General features: G+C 33.8%; 13 protein-coding genes, 3 tRNA genes, 1 pseudogene and 1 riboswitch. Of the genes and pseudogenes, 2 read left to right on the top strand and 15 right to left on the bottom strand.

The window, feature by feature from the left end; all coding sequences use genetic code 11:
* Positions 1 to 164: 164 nt before the first annotated feature.
* Together C7958_RS12780 and C7958_RS12785 are read right to left on the bottom strand one after the other, a co-directional pair.
* Positions 165 to 356: pseudogene (locus C7958_RS12780) on the bottom strand (GTP-binding protein); the annotation flags it as partial.
* A gap of 85 nt (positions 357 to 441) precedes the next feature.
* Positions 442 to 963, bottom strand: coding sequence for a peptidylprolyl isomerase (locus C7958_RS12785; protein ID WP_111573072.1), 522 nt, complete (start codon positions 961 to 963; stop codon positions 442 to 444).
* 401 nt (positions 964 to 1,364) lie between these two features.
* Between C7958_RS12785 and C7958_RS12790 the strand changes: the two genes are divergently transcribed.
* On the top strand, positions 1,365 to 2,336 hold the full coding sequence (locus tag C7958_RS12790) for an ABC transporter substrate-binding protein (protein ID WP_111573073.1): 972 nt from the start codon (positions 1,365 to 1,367) through the stop codon (positions 2,334 to 2,336).
* A gap of 75 nt (positions 2,337 to 2,411) precedes the next feature.
* Here the strand turns inward: C7958_RS12790 and C7958_RS12795 are convergent.
* The 10 genes from C7958_RS12795 to nth all read right to left on the bottom strand — a co-directional run bounded on the left by C7958_RS12795 (position 2,412) and on the right by nth (position 10,528).
* Positions 2,412 to 2,487, bottom strand: a tRNA-Phe gene (locus C7958_RS12795).
* Positions 2,488 to 2,510: 23 nt separating this feature from the next.
* Positions 2,511 to 2,587, bottom strand: a tRNA-Met gene (locus C7958_RS12800).
* A gap of 8 nt (positions 2,588 to 2,595) precedes the next feature.
* Positions 2,596 to 2,671 (bottom strand) — tRNA-Lys (locus tag C7958_RS12805).
* 157 nt (positions 2,672 to 2,828) lie between these two features.
* Positions 2,829 to 4,112, bottom strand: a complete 1,284-nt coding sequence (locus tag C7958_RS12810; RefSeq protein WP_111573074.1) for a LysM peptidoglycan-binding domain-containing protein — start codon at positions 4,110 to 4,112, stop codon at positions 2,829 to 2,831.
* Positions 4,113 to 4,162: 50 nt separating this feature from the next.
* Positions 4,163 to 4,648 carry a tRNA (uridine(34)/cytosine(34)/5-carboxymethylaminomethyluridine(34)-2'-O)-methyltransferase TrmL gene (trmL, locus tag C7958_RS12815; RefSeq protein ID WP_181453827.1) on the bottom strand — a complete coding sequence of 162 codons (486 nt, stop codon included), beginning with the start codon at positions 4,646 to 4,648 and terminating at the stop codon, positions 4,163 to 4,165.
* Positions 4,649 to 4,724: 76 nt separating this feature from the next.
* Complete coding sequence (locus C7958_RS12820; protein WP_111573075.1) at positions 4,725 to 5,483, bottom strand: MBL fold metallo-hydrolase; 759 nt, start codon at positions 5,481 to 5,483, stop codon at positions 4,725 to 4,727.
* 60 nt (positions 5,484 to 5,543) lie between these two features.
* Positions 5,544 to 6,089: an ECF transporter S component gene (locus C7958_RS12825; protein WP_111573076.1), complete on the bottom strand. Its 546-nt coding sequence runs from the start codon at positions 6,087 to 6,089 to the stop codon at positions 5,544 to 5,546.
* Between the two features lie 76 nt (positions 6,090 to 6,165).
* Positions 6,166 to 6,287: riboswitch (FMN riboswitch) on the bottom strand.
* 54 nt (positions 6,288 to 6,341) lie between these two features.
* The gene (locus C7958_RS12830; RefSeq protein ID WP_111573077.1) at positions 6,342 to 8,435 is read right to left on the bottom strand and encodes a SpoIID/LytB domain-containing protein; all 2,094 of its coding nucleotides are present in this window, start codon (positions 8,433 to 8,435) and stop codon (positions 6,342 to 6,344) included.
* Between the two features lie 17 nt (positions 8,436 to 8,452).
* On the bottom strand, positions 8,453 to 9,763 hold the full coding sequence (locus C7958_RS12835) for a PhoH family protein (RefSeq protein ID WP_111573078.1): 1,311 nt from the start codon (positions 9,761 to 9,763) through the stop codon (positions 8,453 to 8,455).
* 123 nt (positions 9,764 to 9,886) lie between these two features.
* Complete coding sequence (gene nth, locus C7958_RS12840; RefSeq protein WP_111573079.1) at positions 9,887 to 10,528, bottom strand: endonuclease III; 642 nt, start codon at positions 10,526 to 10,528, stop codon at positions 9,887 to 9,889.
* Positions 10,529 to 10,692: 164 nt separating this feature from the next.
* Between nth and C7958_RS12845 the strand changes: the two genes are divergently transcribed.
* Positions 10,693 to 11,292 (top strand): 5' nucleotidase, NT5C type, encoded by a 600-nt coding sequence (locus C7958_RS12845; RefSeq protein WP_111573080.1) that lies wholly within the window; start codon positions 10,693 to 10,695, stop codon positions 11,290 to 11,292.
* On the opposite strand, the gene C7958_RS12850 is transcribed toward C7958_RS12845, so the two are convergent.
* The 3 genes from C7958_RS12850 to C7958_RS12860 are packed head-to-tail and all read right to left on the bottom strand — an operon-like array spanning position 11,251 to position 15,119.
* The gene (locus tag C7958_RS12850; protein WP_111573081.1) at positions 11,251 to 12,900 is read right to left on the bottom strand and encodes a nucleoside kinase; all 1,650 of its coding nucleotides are present in this window, start codon (positions 12,898 to 12,900) and stop codon (positions 11,251 to 11,253) included. The genes C7958_RS12845 and C7958_RS12850 overlap by 42 nt on opposite strands.
* Positions 12,890 to 13,987 (bottom strand): tRNA epoxyqueuosine(34) reductase QueG, encoded by a 1,098-nt coding sequence (queG, locus tag C7958_RS12855; RefSeq protein ID WP_111573082.1) that lies wholly within the window; start codon positions 13,985 to 13,987, stop codon positions 12,890 to 12,892. Before queG ends, C7958_RS12850 begins: the two co-directional genes overlap by 11 nt.
* Complete coding sequence (locus C7958_RS12860) at positions 13,977 to 15,119, bottom strand: MFS transporter (RefSeq protein ID WP_111573083.1); 1,143 nt, start codon at positions 15,117 to 15,119, stop codon at positions 13,977 to 13,979. The genes queG and C7958_RS12860 overlap by 11 nt, the downstream gene beginning before the upstream one ends.
* Between the last annotated feature and the right edge of the window lies 1 nt (position 15,120).

A 15,120-nucleotide genomic window follows, 5' to 3' on the forward strand; every position in this document is an offset into this window, starting at 1 on the left:
TTGTTTGTGGTAATTCAATTATATTACAGTTTGGGCCACTATGGGCATTTTTTTATTAAATTTTTAATTAGTTCAAGTTCATTATACAATTAAGCTTAAATATAAATCAAATAATTTTTCATTTCTTTCTGCAGCAAATTCTATCAGTTTAATTGATCAACTTTATATCGCAAAATTGCCTGATCAGTAAAAATTGTAATACCTCTCTTTTTTTCGAGGAAATGAGTATCAAGATGAGAGTTTTGATGATCAACCCTACCTTTTTTTCTAATTGATTTGCTGTAATACATTAAACTTTCCGAAAAAGTTGTTTTCCCCGCATCTACATGGGCTGCAACACCAATAACCTTATTAATCTTTCTCCCCCCTTAATAAAAATAAAAACTGACAGAATTAACTGCCAGTCTGCTTCCTGCTTATCTGTTATCTTCTAAACTTTAATTAAATCTTTTCCGCTGCTTCATATTCTTCCTCAAAGGTTTCAACTTCTACTGATTCCATTATCTGATCTTCCTGCGGCATATCTCTGGCTCCAGTTTCAACTTCAGCAATTTGATCAACAACATCCATACCTTCTATAACCTCACCAAACGCAGCGTATTTACCGTCCAGGTGTGGAGCATCCTGATGAACTATAAAAAACTGGGAGCCAGCAGAATCAGGATGAGAGCTTCTGGCCATTGAAATTATTCCTTTTTTGTGGCTTAAGTCATTATCAAAGCCATTCTCAGAAAACTCACCTTTGATTGAATAGCCAGGATCTCCCATACCAGTTCCATCAGGACACCCCCCCTGAATCATAAAGCCTTTAATTACTCGGTGGAACTTAAGACCATCATAATATCCAGCTTCTACTAACTCTATAAAATTTCTAACTGTATTGGGTGCTACTTCAAGATACATTTCTACCCTGATTTCTTCCCCACTTTCCATTGTTATAGTTACCTCTGGATTTTTTGCCATCTAAAACACCTCTTAATTTTTTTCTGTTTCAGTTACTCCTTCTATTATATATAAATTAAACTTAAAATTAAAGGTCTTATTTAAATAAAAAATATTAAAACTCACTATATAACTTCTCCATTAGAGATTCATCCTATTGATAATTATAGTCAAAAAATAAGTAGAAAGAAATTCCCACTGGAAATAATAAATCAAAATTTGGTATGCCTAAATTCATATTGAAAGCTCAACCATGATCTCAAAAATTTTATGTACAATTATAGTCTGCTATATTTCTAACTGAGATCATAGTTTTTATATAAAAGTTCATAAAAATTTCAAAATTGACAGGTGAAAGGAAAAGATTATATAATTAGTTCAAACAATCTGAATTTTCTAGCGAGAAGGGAGAAGAGATAATAATGAAAAAGACTTTATTAACTGGATTAACTTTAAGTATCATTTTCTTATTTATTTTGACAAGTTTTATAGGGGCCCAGGAATATGAAATTGGGATTTCACAGTTTGTCGAACATCCATCACTGGATTTAGCCAGAGAGGGATTTGTCGATCAGCTGGCTGAGGAAGGTTTTGTAGAAGGAGAAAATCTTCAAATCGATTTACAGAACGCTCAGGCAGATTTTTCAACTGCTCAGACTATTGCTCAGAGGTTCAACCAGAATAATCTGGATTTAGTACTTGCTATAGCCACCCCCTCTGCTCAGACTGCTGCAAATGTGATATCTGAAACCCCAGTCCTAATTACAGCTGTTACAGATCCTGTAGAGGCAGGTGTCGTTAATAGTATGGAAGCACCCGGTGGAAATGTAACTGGAACTACAGATATGAATCCGGTTGGCAAACAGCTGGAATTAATTAAAGAATTTTTACCGGAATTAAAAACCCTCGGAATCTTATATAATCCCGGAGAGGTTAATTCTGTTGTTCAAGTTGATTTAGCAAAAGAGAAAGCTGAAGAAATGGGAGTAGCTATCGAAGAAGGAACAGTTAGCAACAGTAGTGAAGTGAGCCTGGCAGTATCTTCTCTGGTTGGAAATGTTGATGCAATTTATGTTCCGACTGATAACATTATAGTTTCTGCAATGCCAACGGTGCTGCAGACAGCATATAATAATCAAATTCCAGTCTTTGCATCTGAAAATAATTCTGTTGAACAGGGTGCTATTGCAACTCTTGGAATAGACTATTATCAGCTGGGGAAACAGACAGGTTCTATGGCTGCCAGGATTTTAAATGGTGCTAAGCCAGCAGAAATGGCAGTTGAATCTTCTGAAGAATTAAAGCTCTATATTAATCAAAAATCCGCCTCAGAAATCGGCTTAGAAATTCCAGCAGACTTATTAGAAGCTGCAGATACTATTTTTCAAGAATAACTAAAGATTGCTTGACAAAAAAATTATAAAAAAAAGAAGCCAGGCTAAATAGCCTGGCTTTAATATTTAAAAAAATGGTGGTGGGAGACAGAATCGAACTGTCGACACGTGGATTTTCAATCCACTGCTCTACCGACTGAGCTATCCCACCCAATATGTAATTTGAAATAAAAATGGTTGCGGGGACCGGATTCGAACCGATGGCCTCCAGGTTATGAGCCTGACGAGCTACCAGACTGCTCTACCCCGCGCTATTAACTGGTGAGCCATGGAGGATTCGAACCTCCGACAACCTGATTAAAAGTCAGGTGCTCTGCCAACTGAGCTAATGGCCCATTTCTCTTGCGACGCTTTTTATAATATCAATAATAAATAGAGTTGTCAAGAAAAATTGCAAAAAAATATAAAATAAATTTTAAAAGCTTATGATTCAGAATACTTAAAAAAAGACAGACCATTTATCGCAGTCTGCCTTTAAAATCAAATTTTAATTTAAGGTAAGTAGTTTCTGGGATTAAGGGGCTCTTCATTCCTTAAAACTCCAAAATGTAAATGTGGACCAGTACTTAAACCAGTATTACCTGAAACAGCAACCTTTTGCCCTTTATTTACCATTGACCCTCTGGAAACTGTTACTCTGGAATTATGAGCATAAAGAGTTTCTACACCCCGTCCATGATCAATAATAACTGTATAACCAAAACCATTCATCCAGCCGCTATGTACTACCTGTCCCGAAGCTGCTGCTTTAACAGTAGTTCCGGAAGGAACTGCAATATCTAGACCGTTATGAAATAATCTTGTTTTTTTAACCGGATGAGTTCTCCAGCCAAAACTGGAACTTATTCTACCATTTACCGGCCAAATTAAAGAATTTCTAGTTAAAGAAAATGGTCCTCTTTCATAATTGGTAATAATTAGCTCATCACCGGCAAAAATTCTATCTCCATTGAGATTATTATTCCGGCGAATTGTATCTATATCAGTACCATACATTCTAGCAATGGTACTCAAAGCATCTCCCCGCTGAACCTGATGAACAATTTGGTCAGAAGAAGAATTATTTTTTTCTGCTTTAGCTTTTGTCCTACTATCATTACTTGCTTTTGATTCTTTAAAATCAACAATGGGCAGTACCAATTCCTGTCCTGCTTTAATAAAATCGGAATTAAGATTATTTGCATTCATAATCTCTTCCACAGGTAAATTTCTACGTGCCGCTATAGCTGATAAAGTGTCTCCCTGACGAACTTCATAATAAATTTTAGTTTTCTTAGCTGCAGTATTATCTTTTTTATCGTTTTCGTTCCTATTTTGAGATTCAACTGTTATTATCCTGTCTCTTGGAATTTTTAAGTCCTGACCAGGTTTAATCTTAACAGAACTCATATTATTAAATTCCATAATTTCTTGCACAGTCACATCTCTCGACCCAGCAATTCCTGACAGAGTATCTCCATTATCCACTACATAAAGCTCATAAGATACTTTCTCAGAAATCATTTTCTTCAACAATTCCAGGGTCCTACCTCCTACTATACCATCAATCCGGAGGTTATTACTTTTCTGAAAATCCTTTACTGCATCCTCAGTACTTTTTCCAAATATACCGTCAGTTGAAACATTGTAACCAAGAGTTTCTAAATATTTTTGAACTTCAATTACATCTCTGCCCCGATCACTTAATCTAACCTGAAAAGCAGAAACTGTGATAGTTATTGACAAAAGAAAAACTAATAAAATTATTAGCGTAGTTAAAAAGTAATTTTTTTCCATATCTCCCCTCCTTCCTACTTTGCTCTACTATATATAATTCGAGATAAAAGTTAAATTTCCTTTTTATATTTTCCTTTTTTGTTTAAATTTATAAAATTATTCTGTCTCAGGGCCTCATATATTATTATGGAAACTGAGTTAGAAAGATTTAAAGATCTTAAATTTTCCTTCATTGGAATCCTAATACATTTGTCTAAATTTGCCTCCAATAATTTTTCCGGCAAACCGGCAGTTTCTTTGCCAAATAAAAAATAATCATCTTTCTGATAATCAAATTCTGTATAAGATTTTGGTGCCTTGGTTGTTGCATAAAAAAAGCGTCCACCTTTATTTTCTTCAAAAAAATGATCTAAATTATCATAATAACTGATATCCATTTTATCCCAGTAATCAAGACCCGCTCTCTTTAAATATTTATCGGAAGTTGAAAAACCTAAAGGTCTTACTAAATGTAATTTTGAATCTGTTACTGCAGTTGTACGGGCAATATTTCCGGTATTTTGGGGGATTTCTGGTTCAACAAGTACAATATTCAATTTAATCACCTATTATTTAAATTTTATTTACTGACTTAATCTAATAAAGCATTAAGATAAAAAAATATAAAATTGATCAAATATTGATTTTCAAACCATCATAGGCAGTGCTGATATATTCAGGTAGATAATCATTTAATTTTTGATGATCTAAACGATGTGAAATATGAGTTAAATACCCATGTTTTAAGTCTAATTTATCAATTAACCCTACTGCCTGGTCAACGGACATATGGGTTGGATGTTCTTCGAATCGCAGAGCATCAACAGCTGCATATTCAATACCCTCCAGAAGTTTAAGAGATTTTTCTGGAATCTTACTGCAGTCTGTTAAATAGGCAAAATTATTAATCCGATAGGCTAAAATCTGATTATCACCATGATAAATTGGTACAGCCGTAATATTTAAATCTTTAAAAGTAAAGTTTTTTTCTACCTCTTTTAATATAACCTGGGGGATTCCTCCTCCTGGAGTTTCTTTTGAAAAAATATAAGGGAAGATCCTTTTGATATGCTTTAAAGTCTTACGATCAGCATAAACCGGCATTTCTTTACCCTGAAACCAGTTTAAAGCTCTGATATCATCAAAACCCATAATATGATCAGCATGAGCATGGGTCATTAAAACTGAATCAACATTTTTAATGTTATTATTAATTAATTCCAGTCTCATCTCAGGGGGGGTATCTATTAATAAATTATATTCTTTGCTTTTTACATGAATTGAAGTTCGCATTCTTTTGTTTTTTGGATTGTTAGACTGACAGACCTCACAATCACAGGCAATTACAGGCACCCCATGTGAAGTTCCTGTTCCTAAAAATGTTATCTGCAAAAAAACAACCCCTCTCATAAAAATTTTAACTTAAGAGAGGGGTATTTGTCAAACATTTAACTAATTTATTTGCTTCAACAAACCATTGTTTCTCAAAAATTCTGCCAGTTTTTTATAAATTAACACTGTTATTATTGAATTAATTACAGCTTTTGTTAAATTAAATGGTATAATTCCCGGCAGCATCATCTGTAAAACCTGTTCTCTAGGTATACCATAAAAAATTGGGTTTAAGACTAAGTTTGCTACAGCCATTACAACAGTCATCGCAATAGATCCAATTACCAGTCCTTTAATTGCACCAGCTCTATTATGATGCTGCTGATAAAAATAACCTGCAGTTCCTGCAAAAACACCTGTAGCCAGGAAGTGCATAAAAGCTCCAAAAGGTCCTCCTAAACCTGTAAATACTGCCATCAAAATTGACAAAATAAAGGTTGCCCCCAGTGCCGCAGCAGGTCCAAACATAAATGAAATAATTAAAATTGGAATATCACCTGGCTCATAAATTAAAAATGGTAAAAACATAGGAAAACGAACCAGCAGCATTAAAACTAAAGAAAAAGCTGATAAAACTGAAATAGTTGTAATTCTTTTAGTATCCATTCTTTGTCTCCTTTTTTTGTATTTATTATATTTTTAAGTAAAAAAATAGCCCTGTAAAAACAGGGCTAATTAATTATCTAATCTTCTTTATTCCGGACTATACCGTCGGTACTGGAATTGCACCAGTTCAGCTAAAGCTCGTGGACTATACCACCGGTTTGGAATTGCTCTAAAGCTCACCAGACCCTGAAGATAATATTTTTTTGTCAATATTATTATAAGCAATATTTAATCTAAAAGCAAGCTATAATACTAATTTAGTTTTTTAATTTCTACCCCAGGATAAAAATGTTTAATAATTTCTCTATAATCCCAGCCATCAGCTCCCATACCTGCTGAAGCAGATTGGTCAAGTCCAAGGTTATGTCCCCAGCCAGAACCATAAATATATATTTCTTTTAAATAACCATTCCTATCATAATGGCTGTCAAAGTAAAAACGGCTGCTTTTTAAACCACCCAGAACTCTTCTGATTTGAGAAACACTATAGTTTTTTTGCTCCTGATCACTATAAATAGTGAGTGAAGTAATAGTACCTCCCTGAGCTCGCTGATTAACCTCAATTTTACTTATCCGATTGAGTTCACTTCTATATTCAATTACTTCTGCTGGAACTCTTAACTGCCAGCGATAATTACTGCTGCCAAAATCCTTAGAATAAGACTCCGGAGAAGCAATAAGCCACTGCTGCAGCTCCACTGGAGTTAGAGGAAAATTATATTCATCATTTTTCATCTGATTAGCGCCTCGTAAATATGGCAGATCTGCAGACCAAATCTGGTCACTGCGTTCAGTAAAGCCCCCACTGTTGCTGCTAAATACTGCTTCAATAATTCTACCTTCAAAAACAGCACTTTCTCCCTGAGTAGACAACACAGCTTCGGTGGTGCGTGGATGTTCACTCTGAATTCCATTATAAGCTGCACAGTGAACAGTAGAACAAAGATCATATCCATCACTGCTGTGGCGGCCTAAATTACTTAAAGTATAGCTTCTGGCTGCAATAGCCTGTGCTTTTAAAGATTCCATCGGCCAGCTGGCATAAATTTCTGAGGGAACCACCGAAATTAAATAAGGAGTTAATTCTACCTGGTTAATCAAAGTAAAATCATCGCCCTCTCCTTTAATTATCATATTCCCCCTGTACTGCCTGTTACCACTACCCTGCCAGAAATATCCCTGACCATAATTAATATTATAAACATAAAAAGAAGAATTTTTCTGACTGCTGTAAATCTGATATTCCAAATCCGAATTACCAAGTCTTAGTTTTTCTGCTTCTGTACTTATAAATAAGGAACCGGACTCAACCTGAAGCAGATGATTTTCTTGAGCCTGACCTCTATAAATAATTTTGCCATCATAAACTACAGAAAACGGAGCTGAGTATTGAAACAGCAGATGCTCATTATTTTCCTGCAGTCCAATTCTCAGCATCTGTATTTTTTCCTGAGAACTCAGTTCTTCTACCTCATGCCAGGATGGCTCTAAGTCAAAGGGATTAATCTCTTCCGGTTCATCTTCCTCCTCCGGTTCCGGTCTTAATCTGGGATATTTATCCTGATAAAAATTTATCTTCTGATAGGCAAGGTCTCTAAACCAGCCGTAAGCAAGTGTCCGCTGCCAGTGATTATATGCTTTAATTTCTTCTCCTGACTTTTCGAGCATTTCAGCCATATCTTTAAACAAATAGCTCTGACTTCTATTGGCCTGATATGCTGCTTCGTAATTATTAAATGCCTGCTCAAAATCACCTCTTTTTTTATTTAATTCTGCGCTGAGCAGATATACTTCTGACTGATTCAGCTTCAAGTTAGTAATTTTCATTAAATATTCTTCAGCTTTTTCATAATTATTTAAATCCAAATTATTCTTTATTAAATAATAATACTTTTGGTAGAGAAAATTTTCACCATTATTCTCCTTATCAATTTTATTTTCTAAAATATAATTAGAGGCCAGATTATTATTTAATTCATAGAAATTCACAGCCAGATTTAAATAATCCTGATTGTTATTACTTAAAATAGCTGTCTGCAGCAAAATCTGATTTTCAGCTCTCAGCTCATTCTGTTCATTGTAAATTACTGCCAGATTTCTTCTGCTTTCCAGGTTAAAAGGAGAGAGCTCAATTATCTGCTGATAATAATTTTCTGCAGATTGATAATTACCATCGTAAAAAGATTCTTTTGCCAGTTTAAGTAATTCACTAATATTTCTATCTTTACTCTGCTGAGCCATTGTCACACCAGCAACCTCTTCCTGGTGATAATAATGATCAAATACAGGAATGAAAATCCCCAGTAAAAGAGCAGAGATAATAAATAACCTAAAAACTTTTTTCATTAAATACAACTCCTAGTTTAAAGAAGATCACTTGCAATCTCAGCCAGTTCGGATCTTTCTCCTTCTTTTAACATAATATGTCCACCAATTTTTTGGTCATGAAATTTGTGAGCCAGATAATTTAATCCATTTTTATGAAAGTTCAAATATGGATTATCAATCTGAAATGGATCACCAGTAAAAACCAATTTAGAACCTTCTCCAGCCCTGGTTACAATAGTTTTAACTTCATGTAATGATAAGTTTTGAGCCTCATCAATGATTATAAATTGGTCCGGTACTGATCTACCTCTAATATAGGTTAGCGGTTCAATCTGAATTAAATCTTTTTCCTGCAATTTTTGATAGGCATAACTTGCATCTTTATTTCGATGAACTATAAAGTCAAGATTATCAAAGATCGGCTGCATCCAGGGGCCCATCTTTTCTTCAACATCACCGGGTAAAAAGCCCATTTCCTTACCCATTGGCTGAATTGGTCTGGCTACTAATAGCTTCGAAAAAGCCTGCTCATCAACAACTTTTGCCAGTCCTGCTGCAATTGCAAGTAAAGTTTTTCCGGTACCTGCTTTTCCCGACATGGTAACCAATTTTATTTCATCATCCAGCAGCAGTTCTAAGGCCAGCTGTTGTTCCCGATTTCTGGCTCTGATTTTTGCCGGCTGACTTTTATTGTGTCGAAGAGTTACTAAATTCTCACCATCAAATCTGGCTAAAGCAGTATTTTTATTTCTATCATCTGCTGTTAATTGTACAAATTCATTTGGATATAAAGAATCATCAAGCTGATCAAGATCTGACGGTGAGAGTTTTTCTTCCTCAAAAAAATCATCAATAAGGGAAGCACTGCATTTTATCTTTTTAAAACCAGAATAAATTTCTTCTTCTTTTAAACGGCTTGAGTCGTGCTCTTCTGCCTGTAAATTATAAGCATCACAAATCAAGCGCAGATTAATATCATCCGAAATCATTACGACTTTTTTATCAGTATTTTCTTCCTGCAGATGAATAGCTGTAGAGATAATTCTATTATCCATTTTACTGGAACTTAAACCTTCTGGAAGTTCAAGACCACCGTTAATTACAATTTTAACTGTTCCACCCGAGTCTAATTCTACTCCATCATGTAGATTACCTTTGTTTCTCAGTTCTTCCAAAATTCTAGAACTTTCTCGGGCATTAAAACCTAAATCAGAACTTTTTGTTTTCAAGCTGTCAATTTCCTCCAAAACAGCAAGCGGAATAACAACATCATTATCCTCAAAACTATAAATAGCACGAGGGTCATTTAAAAGTACATTGGTATCTAAAACAAATATTTTTTTCATTTTGCTTCCTCCCTCAGATCTTATATTTTTTATTACTTAATTTTAAATTTTATCTCAATTCCTAAATTAATTGCAGCAGGTTAATCAATTATACTTACCACTTTTTTCTGTTATCATTATTATCTATTCATTATAATAGGAACATATCTCAGAAGCAAAACAATTTTCACAGTCCGGGTTCTGAGCTTTACAGAGTGCTCTTCCGTGGTCAATTAACCAGTGATGAAAGTCAATCCAGTGTTTTTTAGGAATCAAATCAGTTAACTCTTTTTCGGTCTGAGTAACATTTTTGCCGCTGGTTAATCCCAGACGTTTCGAAACCCGAAAAACATGGGTATCAACTGGAAAAGCAGCTTTAAAAAAAGCATTTGCGAGCACTACATTGGCTGTTTTTCTGCCAACACCACTCAGCTTTAAAAGTTCTTTTCTGGTCTCTGGCACTTTTCCCTCAAATTCATCAAGTAATAACTTACAGGTTTTTAAAATATATTTTGCTTTATTTCTAAAAAGTCCAATACTGTTTATTTTTTCTTCTAATTCCTTCTGACTAAGATTTAACATAGACTCTGGTGTATTATATTCTTCAAAAAGATTGCTGGTCACCTTATTAACCTGAACATCTGTAGTTTGAGCTGATAAAATTGTTGCAATTAAAAGTTCAAATGGTGTCCTGAAATTTAGAGCTGTCCCTGGTTCAGGATAATGTTTTGAAAATAATTCTAGCAATCTTTCTACCTTTTCTTCTTTATTTATTTTTTCAGCCAATTTACTACCTCCTAGATATCTTGTATCATATATACTATTTTACTTGATATTTCATTAAAAATAAAGTAAAATCAAGAAATATTACTGATTGTTCATATTATCTAGACATAAAACTTTAAAAATGTTAATATAAGTTTAAGTAAATTATATATGAGGTGTTAAAAATGAAATACAATTTTGGAATAGATATTGATGGAGTTTTGACAGATGAAGGTCCAGATCATAATAGTATCTGGCAGCAGAAAATGAATGAGTTTTTTGATCGAGAAATAACTTTAAAAGAATACACTTATGATCTTAGAAAAGCTTTTGCACTTAACGATCAGGAATTAAATGAATTTATTCAGGAAAAAATAGAGGAAATATACAGCAGTGTAAAAGCCATAGATAAAGCAAAAGAAATACTCAGTGAGCTATATGCGGAAGGGCACCGACTAATTTTAATTACAGCCAGAAGTACAGAACATCGAGATTTAACTGAAAAATGGTTAAAAGAAAATGAGATACCCTACCATGAACTGCACCATGAAGAAAAAAAGGCTCCTCTGGCTGTAGAAAAAAATATTTCACTGTTTATCGATGATAAAAAAGAAAACGCACTGGAAATTGCTGCTGAAAATATTCCAGTAATTTTAGTCAGTAAGTATCATAATTATGATTTTAAGGGCAATAATCAGATTACAAAGGTTAATAACTGGGATGAAATTAAAGAAAATATTGATCTATTCTTCTCTAAAAACACTCATACCAGTAAACTCTCTTAAAATTGAAGTGAAAGGTACTTCTTTATCAGGTATGGCTTTAAAACTGCTTAAAATTTCCAGCAGTCGCTGTGCCTGATAATAATTTTTATTTGTCTTATCAATCTGCTTTAAAAGCGGCTCAACATAATTTTTAAGCACTGACAGCTCATAGATTAAAGCTGAATTAAACATTACATCTGCATTTTCCTGATAGGGAAAGATATTTTTTTCTTCACCTTTCCGTACCCCTCTCCATAAATTCAAGGTTTTAGAGGCCGACAAACCTCGATACTGATTATCTCTTACAATCCTGCGAATTAAACGGGTATCAGTTGTGGGTATTCTATTATGGCAGTCAATATTAAGTTGAGTTAAAGCACTAATATAGATTTTAAATTTTAAGTCCTGTGGTATTACTTCAGTCATTTTATCATTTAAACCGTGAATTCCCTCAATTAAAATTGGCTGATCATCCTCCAGCTGTAGATATTTACCGCTTTTTTCTCTAACCCCTTCTTCAAAATTAAATCTGAGTAGTTCAACTTCCTCTCCCTGAATCAATTTTAAAAGATGTTCATTAAATAATTCTAAATTAATAGCTTTTATTGATTCAAAATCTGGTTCTCCATTTTTATCCAGAGGGGTATTGGCTCGATTGACAAAATAATTATCAACAGAAATTTGTACCGGCCGTAAACCGTTAATTTTTAATTGTGTTGATAATCGGTGAGTAAAGGTGGTTTTACCAGAAGATGTTGGGCCAGCAATCAAAATGATTTTATTCCTCGGCATCCCGCTTTTAATTCGATCGGCTATTTCTGCTATTTTTTTCTCATGTAAAGCTTCTGCTATTCTGATCAGTTCATTATACTTTTTATCCTGCACCACCTGATTTAATTCTACCACATTGCTTATCCCTAAAATTTTACCCAGCCTTTCATGCTCCAGAAAGATATTTGCCAGCTTTGGCTGTTCTATAAACTTTGGCACCTGTTTACTGCTAAAAAATTTGGGAAATAATAACACAAAGCCAGGAATCCTTAAATGTAGATCAAATTCTCTGAGATAAGATGTGGAAGGTACCATGTTATAATAAAAATAATCATAATACCCATCAAGTTCATAAAGAGTATAGAAATCATTATCCTGCTGTTTAATTAACTCTCTTCTAAAAGTGCAATTTTCGTTTTTAATTATTTCCAAAACTTCCGCTTTCTTTAGTTTATGCTTTTTTATCTTGTGATCAGCAGCAATTAGTTCCTGCATTCGTTCTTTTATTTTATTTAAATCAGTTTTACTCAAACTGGATTTATTTTCTAATTCACAATAAATACCGTTGCTAATAGAAATCTCAATTTTTAAAACGGATTCCGGAAAAAGCTCATAAACAGCTTTAGCCAGAACCAGATAAAGGCTGCGTCTATAAATTCTATTTCCCAGTTCTGAATTGATTTTGACTGTTTCAATTTCAGCATCTCTATCCAGCTGCTCATTTAAATCATAAACTTCATTGTCAATAATTACAGCCATTACATCCTTTTTATTTTTTATTTTACTGTTTTCAATTACTGCTTCAATACTACTTTTTTCAATTATTTTCAACTTCTCGCCATCTAAATTAATATTCATACTGCGCCTCCTTCTCCTCTAAAATCACTATCATTTTTTCTTTATATTCCCTATTATTCTCATTCTTAATTGCCTTTTTAACAATTTTTTCTGCTCTTTTATAATCAATTTCCAGCAGAGCTAAAACTGCATAATAACGAATTACCGGAGAATTATCATTCAAATTTTCTTTAACTAAATCAAAATATTTTTCTTCTCCTAAATTTGCTGCTGCAATTAAAGCATTTCTTAATAAAATTCTGCTGCCTCTCCACATGATTGCTGTTTCTTCCAGCTCTGAAGGTGGGTTTTTTCGGTCTAACTTCAAAAAATACTCCAGATCCCGGTTAAGAAAATGCAGCTTCTCAGCTGCTGTTTGTGAAATATTTTTATTATAGGGACATTTTTCCTGACAGGCATCACAACCCCAGATATGAGCACCAATTTTTTTCACTTCTTTTTGGTTTAATATTCCTTTTTTTTGTGTTAAATAAGAAATGCAGTCCTCTGCATCTAGTAAATATTCTGCTTTTAAAGCCTGCCCTTCACAATTTTTGATACAAATTTGACATTCACCACAGTCTATCTCAAGGGGAGGATCTGGTTCCATTTCTAAATCTGTAAATATTTCTCCAAGAAATAAAAATGAACCAAACTCAGGATTAATCAACATCGAGTTTTTTCCGATAAAACCAATACCGGCTTTTCGGGCCAGAGCTCTCTCTAAAAAAGGAGCAGTATCAACAAATATCTTATAATTAAAATTCTGGTCCAACTTCTGCTGCATCTCTGCAGCCAGTTTTTCCAGTTTATCCTGCAGATAATTGTGATAATCTTTAACAGTTACATAATTAGATAAAAATGGGCTGCCACCACCATTATTATAGCTTACAGCAGCTACTATGATTGACTTTAAATCTTTAAAGTGGAGAGCTGGTTTTGTCAGCTGATCCAGATTTTGATTGGTAAATGCTTGAGGCCAGTATTTGCTCCGGGCTCTTTTTTCTAGAATTTTACGCTCATTTTTAAGTTCACTGCCATTTGTAATACGACAGAGATCAATATTTAATTTAAATGCCGTTTTTTTAACTAATTCCTTAATCTGCATTGATTTTTAATTCCCTTTCTTTATTAAAAAGATAAAAACTATAGATAATACCTGCAGCTGCAGAAATTATCGACCAGAAAAAATACATTTTTTCTCCCCCATAAAGCTGATATATTTTACCACCAATTAAACTTCCGGAGATAGCACTGACTCCCATAAATACTCCTGCATAAATATTTTGACCGGTGGCTCTAAATTTTTCGCCACTAATTTGATCAACATAATCAACACCAACAGCAAAAAAGAGGCCAAAGGTTATGCTGTGCAGGAGCTGTGATAGGAGAATAATTGGATTATAAGGAAATAGGGAAAGCATTAACCAGCGTAAAATAAAGCCAAGACTAATAATTACGATAATTTGACTGAACTTATTATTTTTAATTATCTTATCCGAAAAAAAGAAGGCCAGAATCTCGCTGGCAGAAGAAACAGTTAGGGCAATCCCGACCAGAAATTCTCCTCCCCCCTGAGCAACTATATAAAGAGGGAAATAACTATAATTGGCATTCATAGATGTCTGCAGGATAAATACAAAAAACAAAAAATAAAGCAGACGCCTTTTCTTAAAAATTTTCTTAAAATCCCCGGGGTTTAATACCTCAATTTCTCTTTTGCTTTTTGGTAAAAATCTCAATAAAATTATTGATAGAATTAAAACAATCCCATAAACATAAAACAAATTTGCTGATGAAGTTGTCTCCAAAAAATAACCTAAAAAAGAAACTGAAGCCATATAACCTACTGATCCCCAGAGCCTAAATTTACCATAGTAATTAGAATTATCCCCCAGATAATCTAAAAGCAGACTATCTGACAGAGGGATAATCGGGTTCTGGAATAAGGTGTAAAAAAACATGAGCAGCATCAAGATTTTAAAAGAACTCGTTTGAGGAAATAGTACTACTGTAGTCAGAGTACCAATTAGAGTTATTAATAAAACCTTTTTGTTTTCGTGAAAATAATCAGTCAAAAATCCCCAGAAAGGCATTAATAATAAAGCAAAAATTCTTGGGATTGCATTAACCAGACCGATCTGAAAAGAATCAAGACCCGCATCCTGAAAATAAATATTAAAATACCCAAATGCTGCCATAGTAATGTAAAAAATGAAGTTATATAGCTTGAAAGCCAAA

Origin of the sequence: Halanaerobium saccharolyticum (assembly GCF_003259895.1) — a bacterium.
In the GTDB taxonomy this organism is placed as follows: Bacteria; Bacillota; Halanaerobiia; order Halanaerobiales; family Halanaerobiaceae; genus Halanaerobium; species Halanaerobium saccharolyticum_A.

Excerpts from the sequence above, each read along its gene's own strand:
- C7958_RS12845 (WP_111573080.1), top strand. The coding sequence starts at position 10,693 with ATGAAATACAATTTTGGAATAGATATTGATGGAGTTTTGACAGATGAA.
- C7958_RS12825 (WP_111573076.1), bottom strand. The coding sequence starts at position 6,089 with ATGGATACTAAAAGAATTACAACTATTTCAGTTTTATCAGCTTTTTCT.
- C7958_RS12835 (WP_111573078.1), bottom strand. The coding sequence starts at position 9,763 with ATGAAAAAAATATTTGTTTTAGATACCAATGTACTTTTAAATGACCCT.
- C7958_RS12850 (WP_111573081.1), bottom strand. The coding sequence starts at position 12,900 with ATGAATATTAATTTAGATGGCGAGAAGTTGAAAATAATTGAAAAAAGT.
- C7958_RS12785 (WP_111573072.1), bottom strand. The coding sequence starts at position 963 with ATGGCAAAAAATCCAGAGGTAACTATAACAATGGAAAGTGGGGAAGAA.
- queG (WP_111573082.1), bottom strand. The coding sequence starts at position 13,987 with ATGCAGATTAAGGAATTAGTTAAAAAAACGGCATTTAAATTAAATATT.
- C7958_RS12790 (WP_111573073.1), top strand. The coding sequence starts at position 1,365 with ATGAAAAAGACTTTATTAACTGGATTAACTTTAAGTATCATTTTCTTA.
- C7958_RS12830 (WP_111573077.1), bottom strand. The coding sequence starts at position 8,435 with ATGAAAAAAGTTTTTAGGTTATTTATTATCTCTGCTCTTTTACTGGGG.
- C7958_RS12810 (WP_111573074.1), bottom strand. The coding sequence starts at position 4,112 with ATGGAAAAAAATTACTTTTTAACTACGCTAATAATTTTATTAGTTTTT.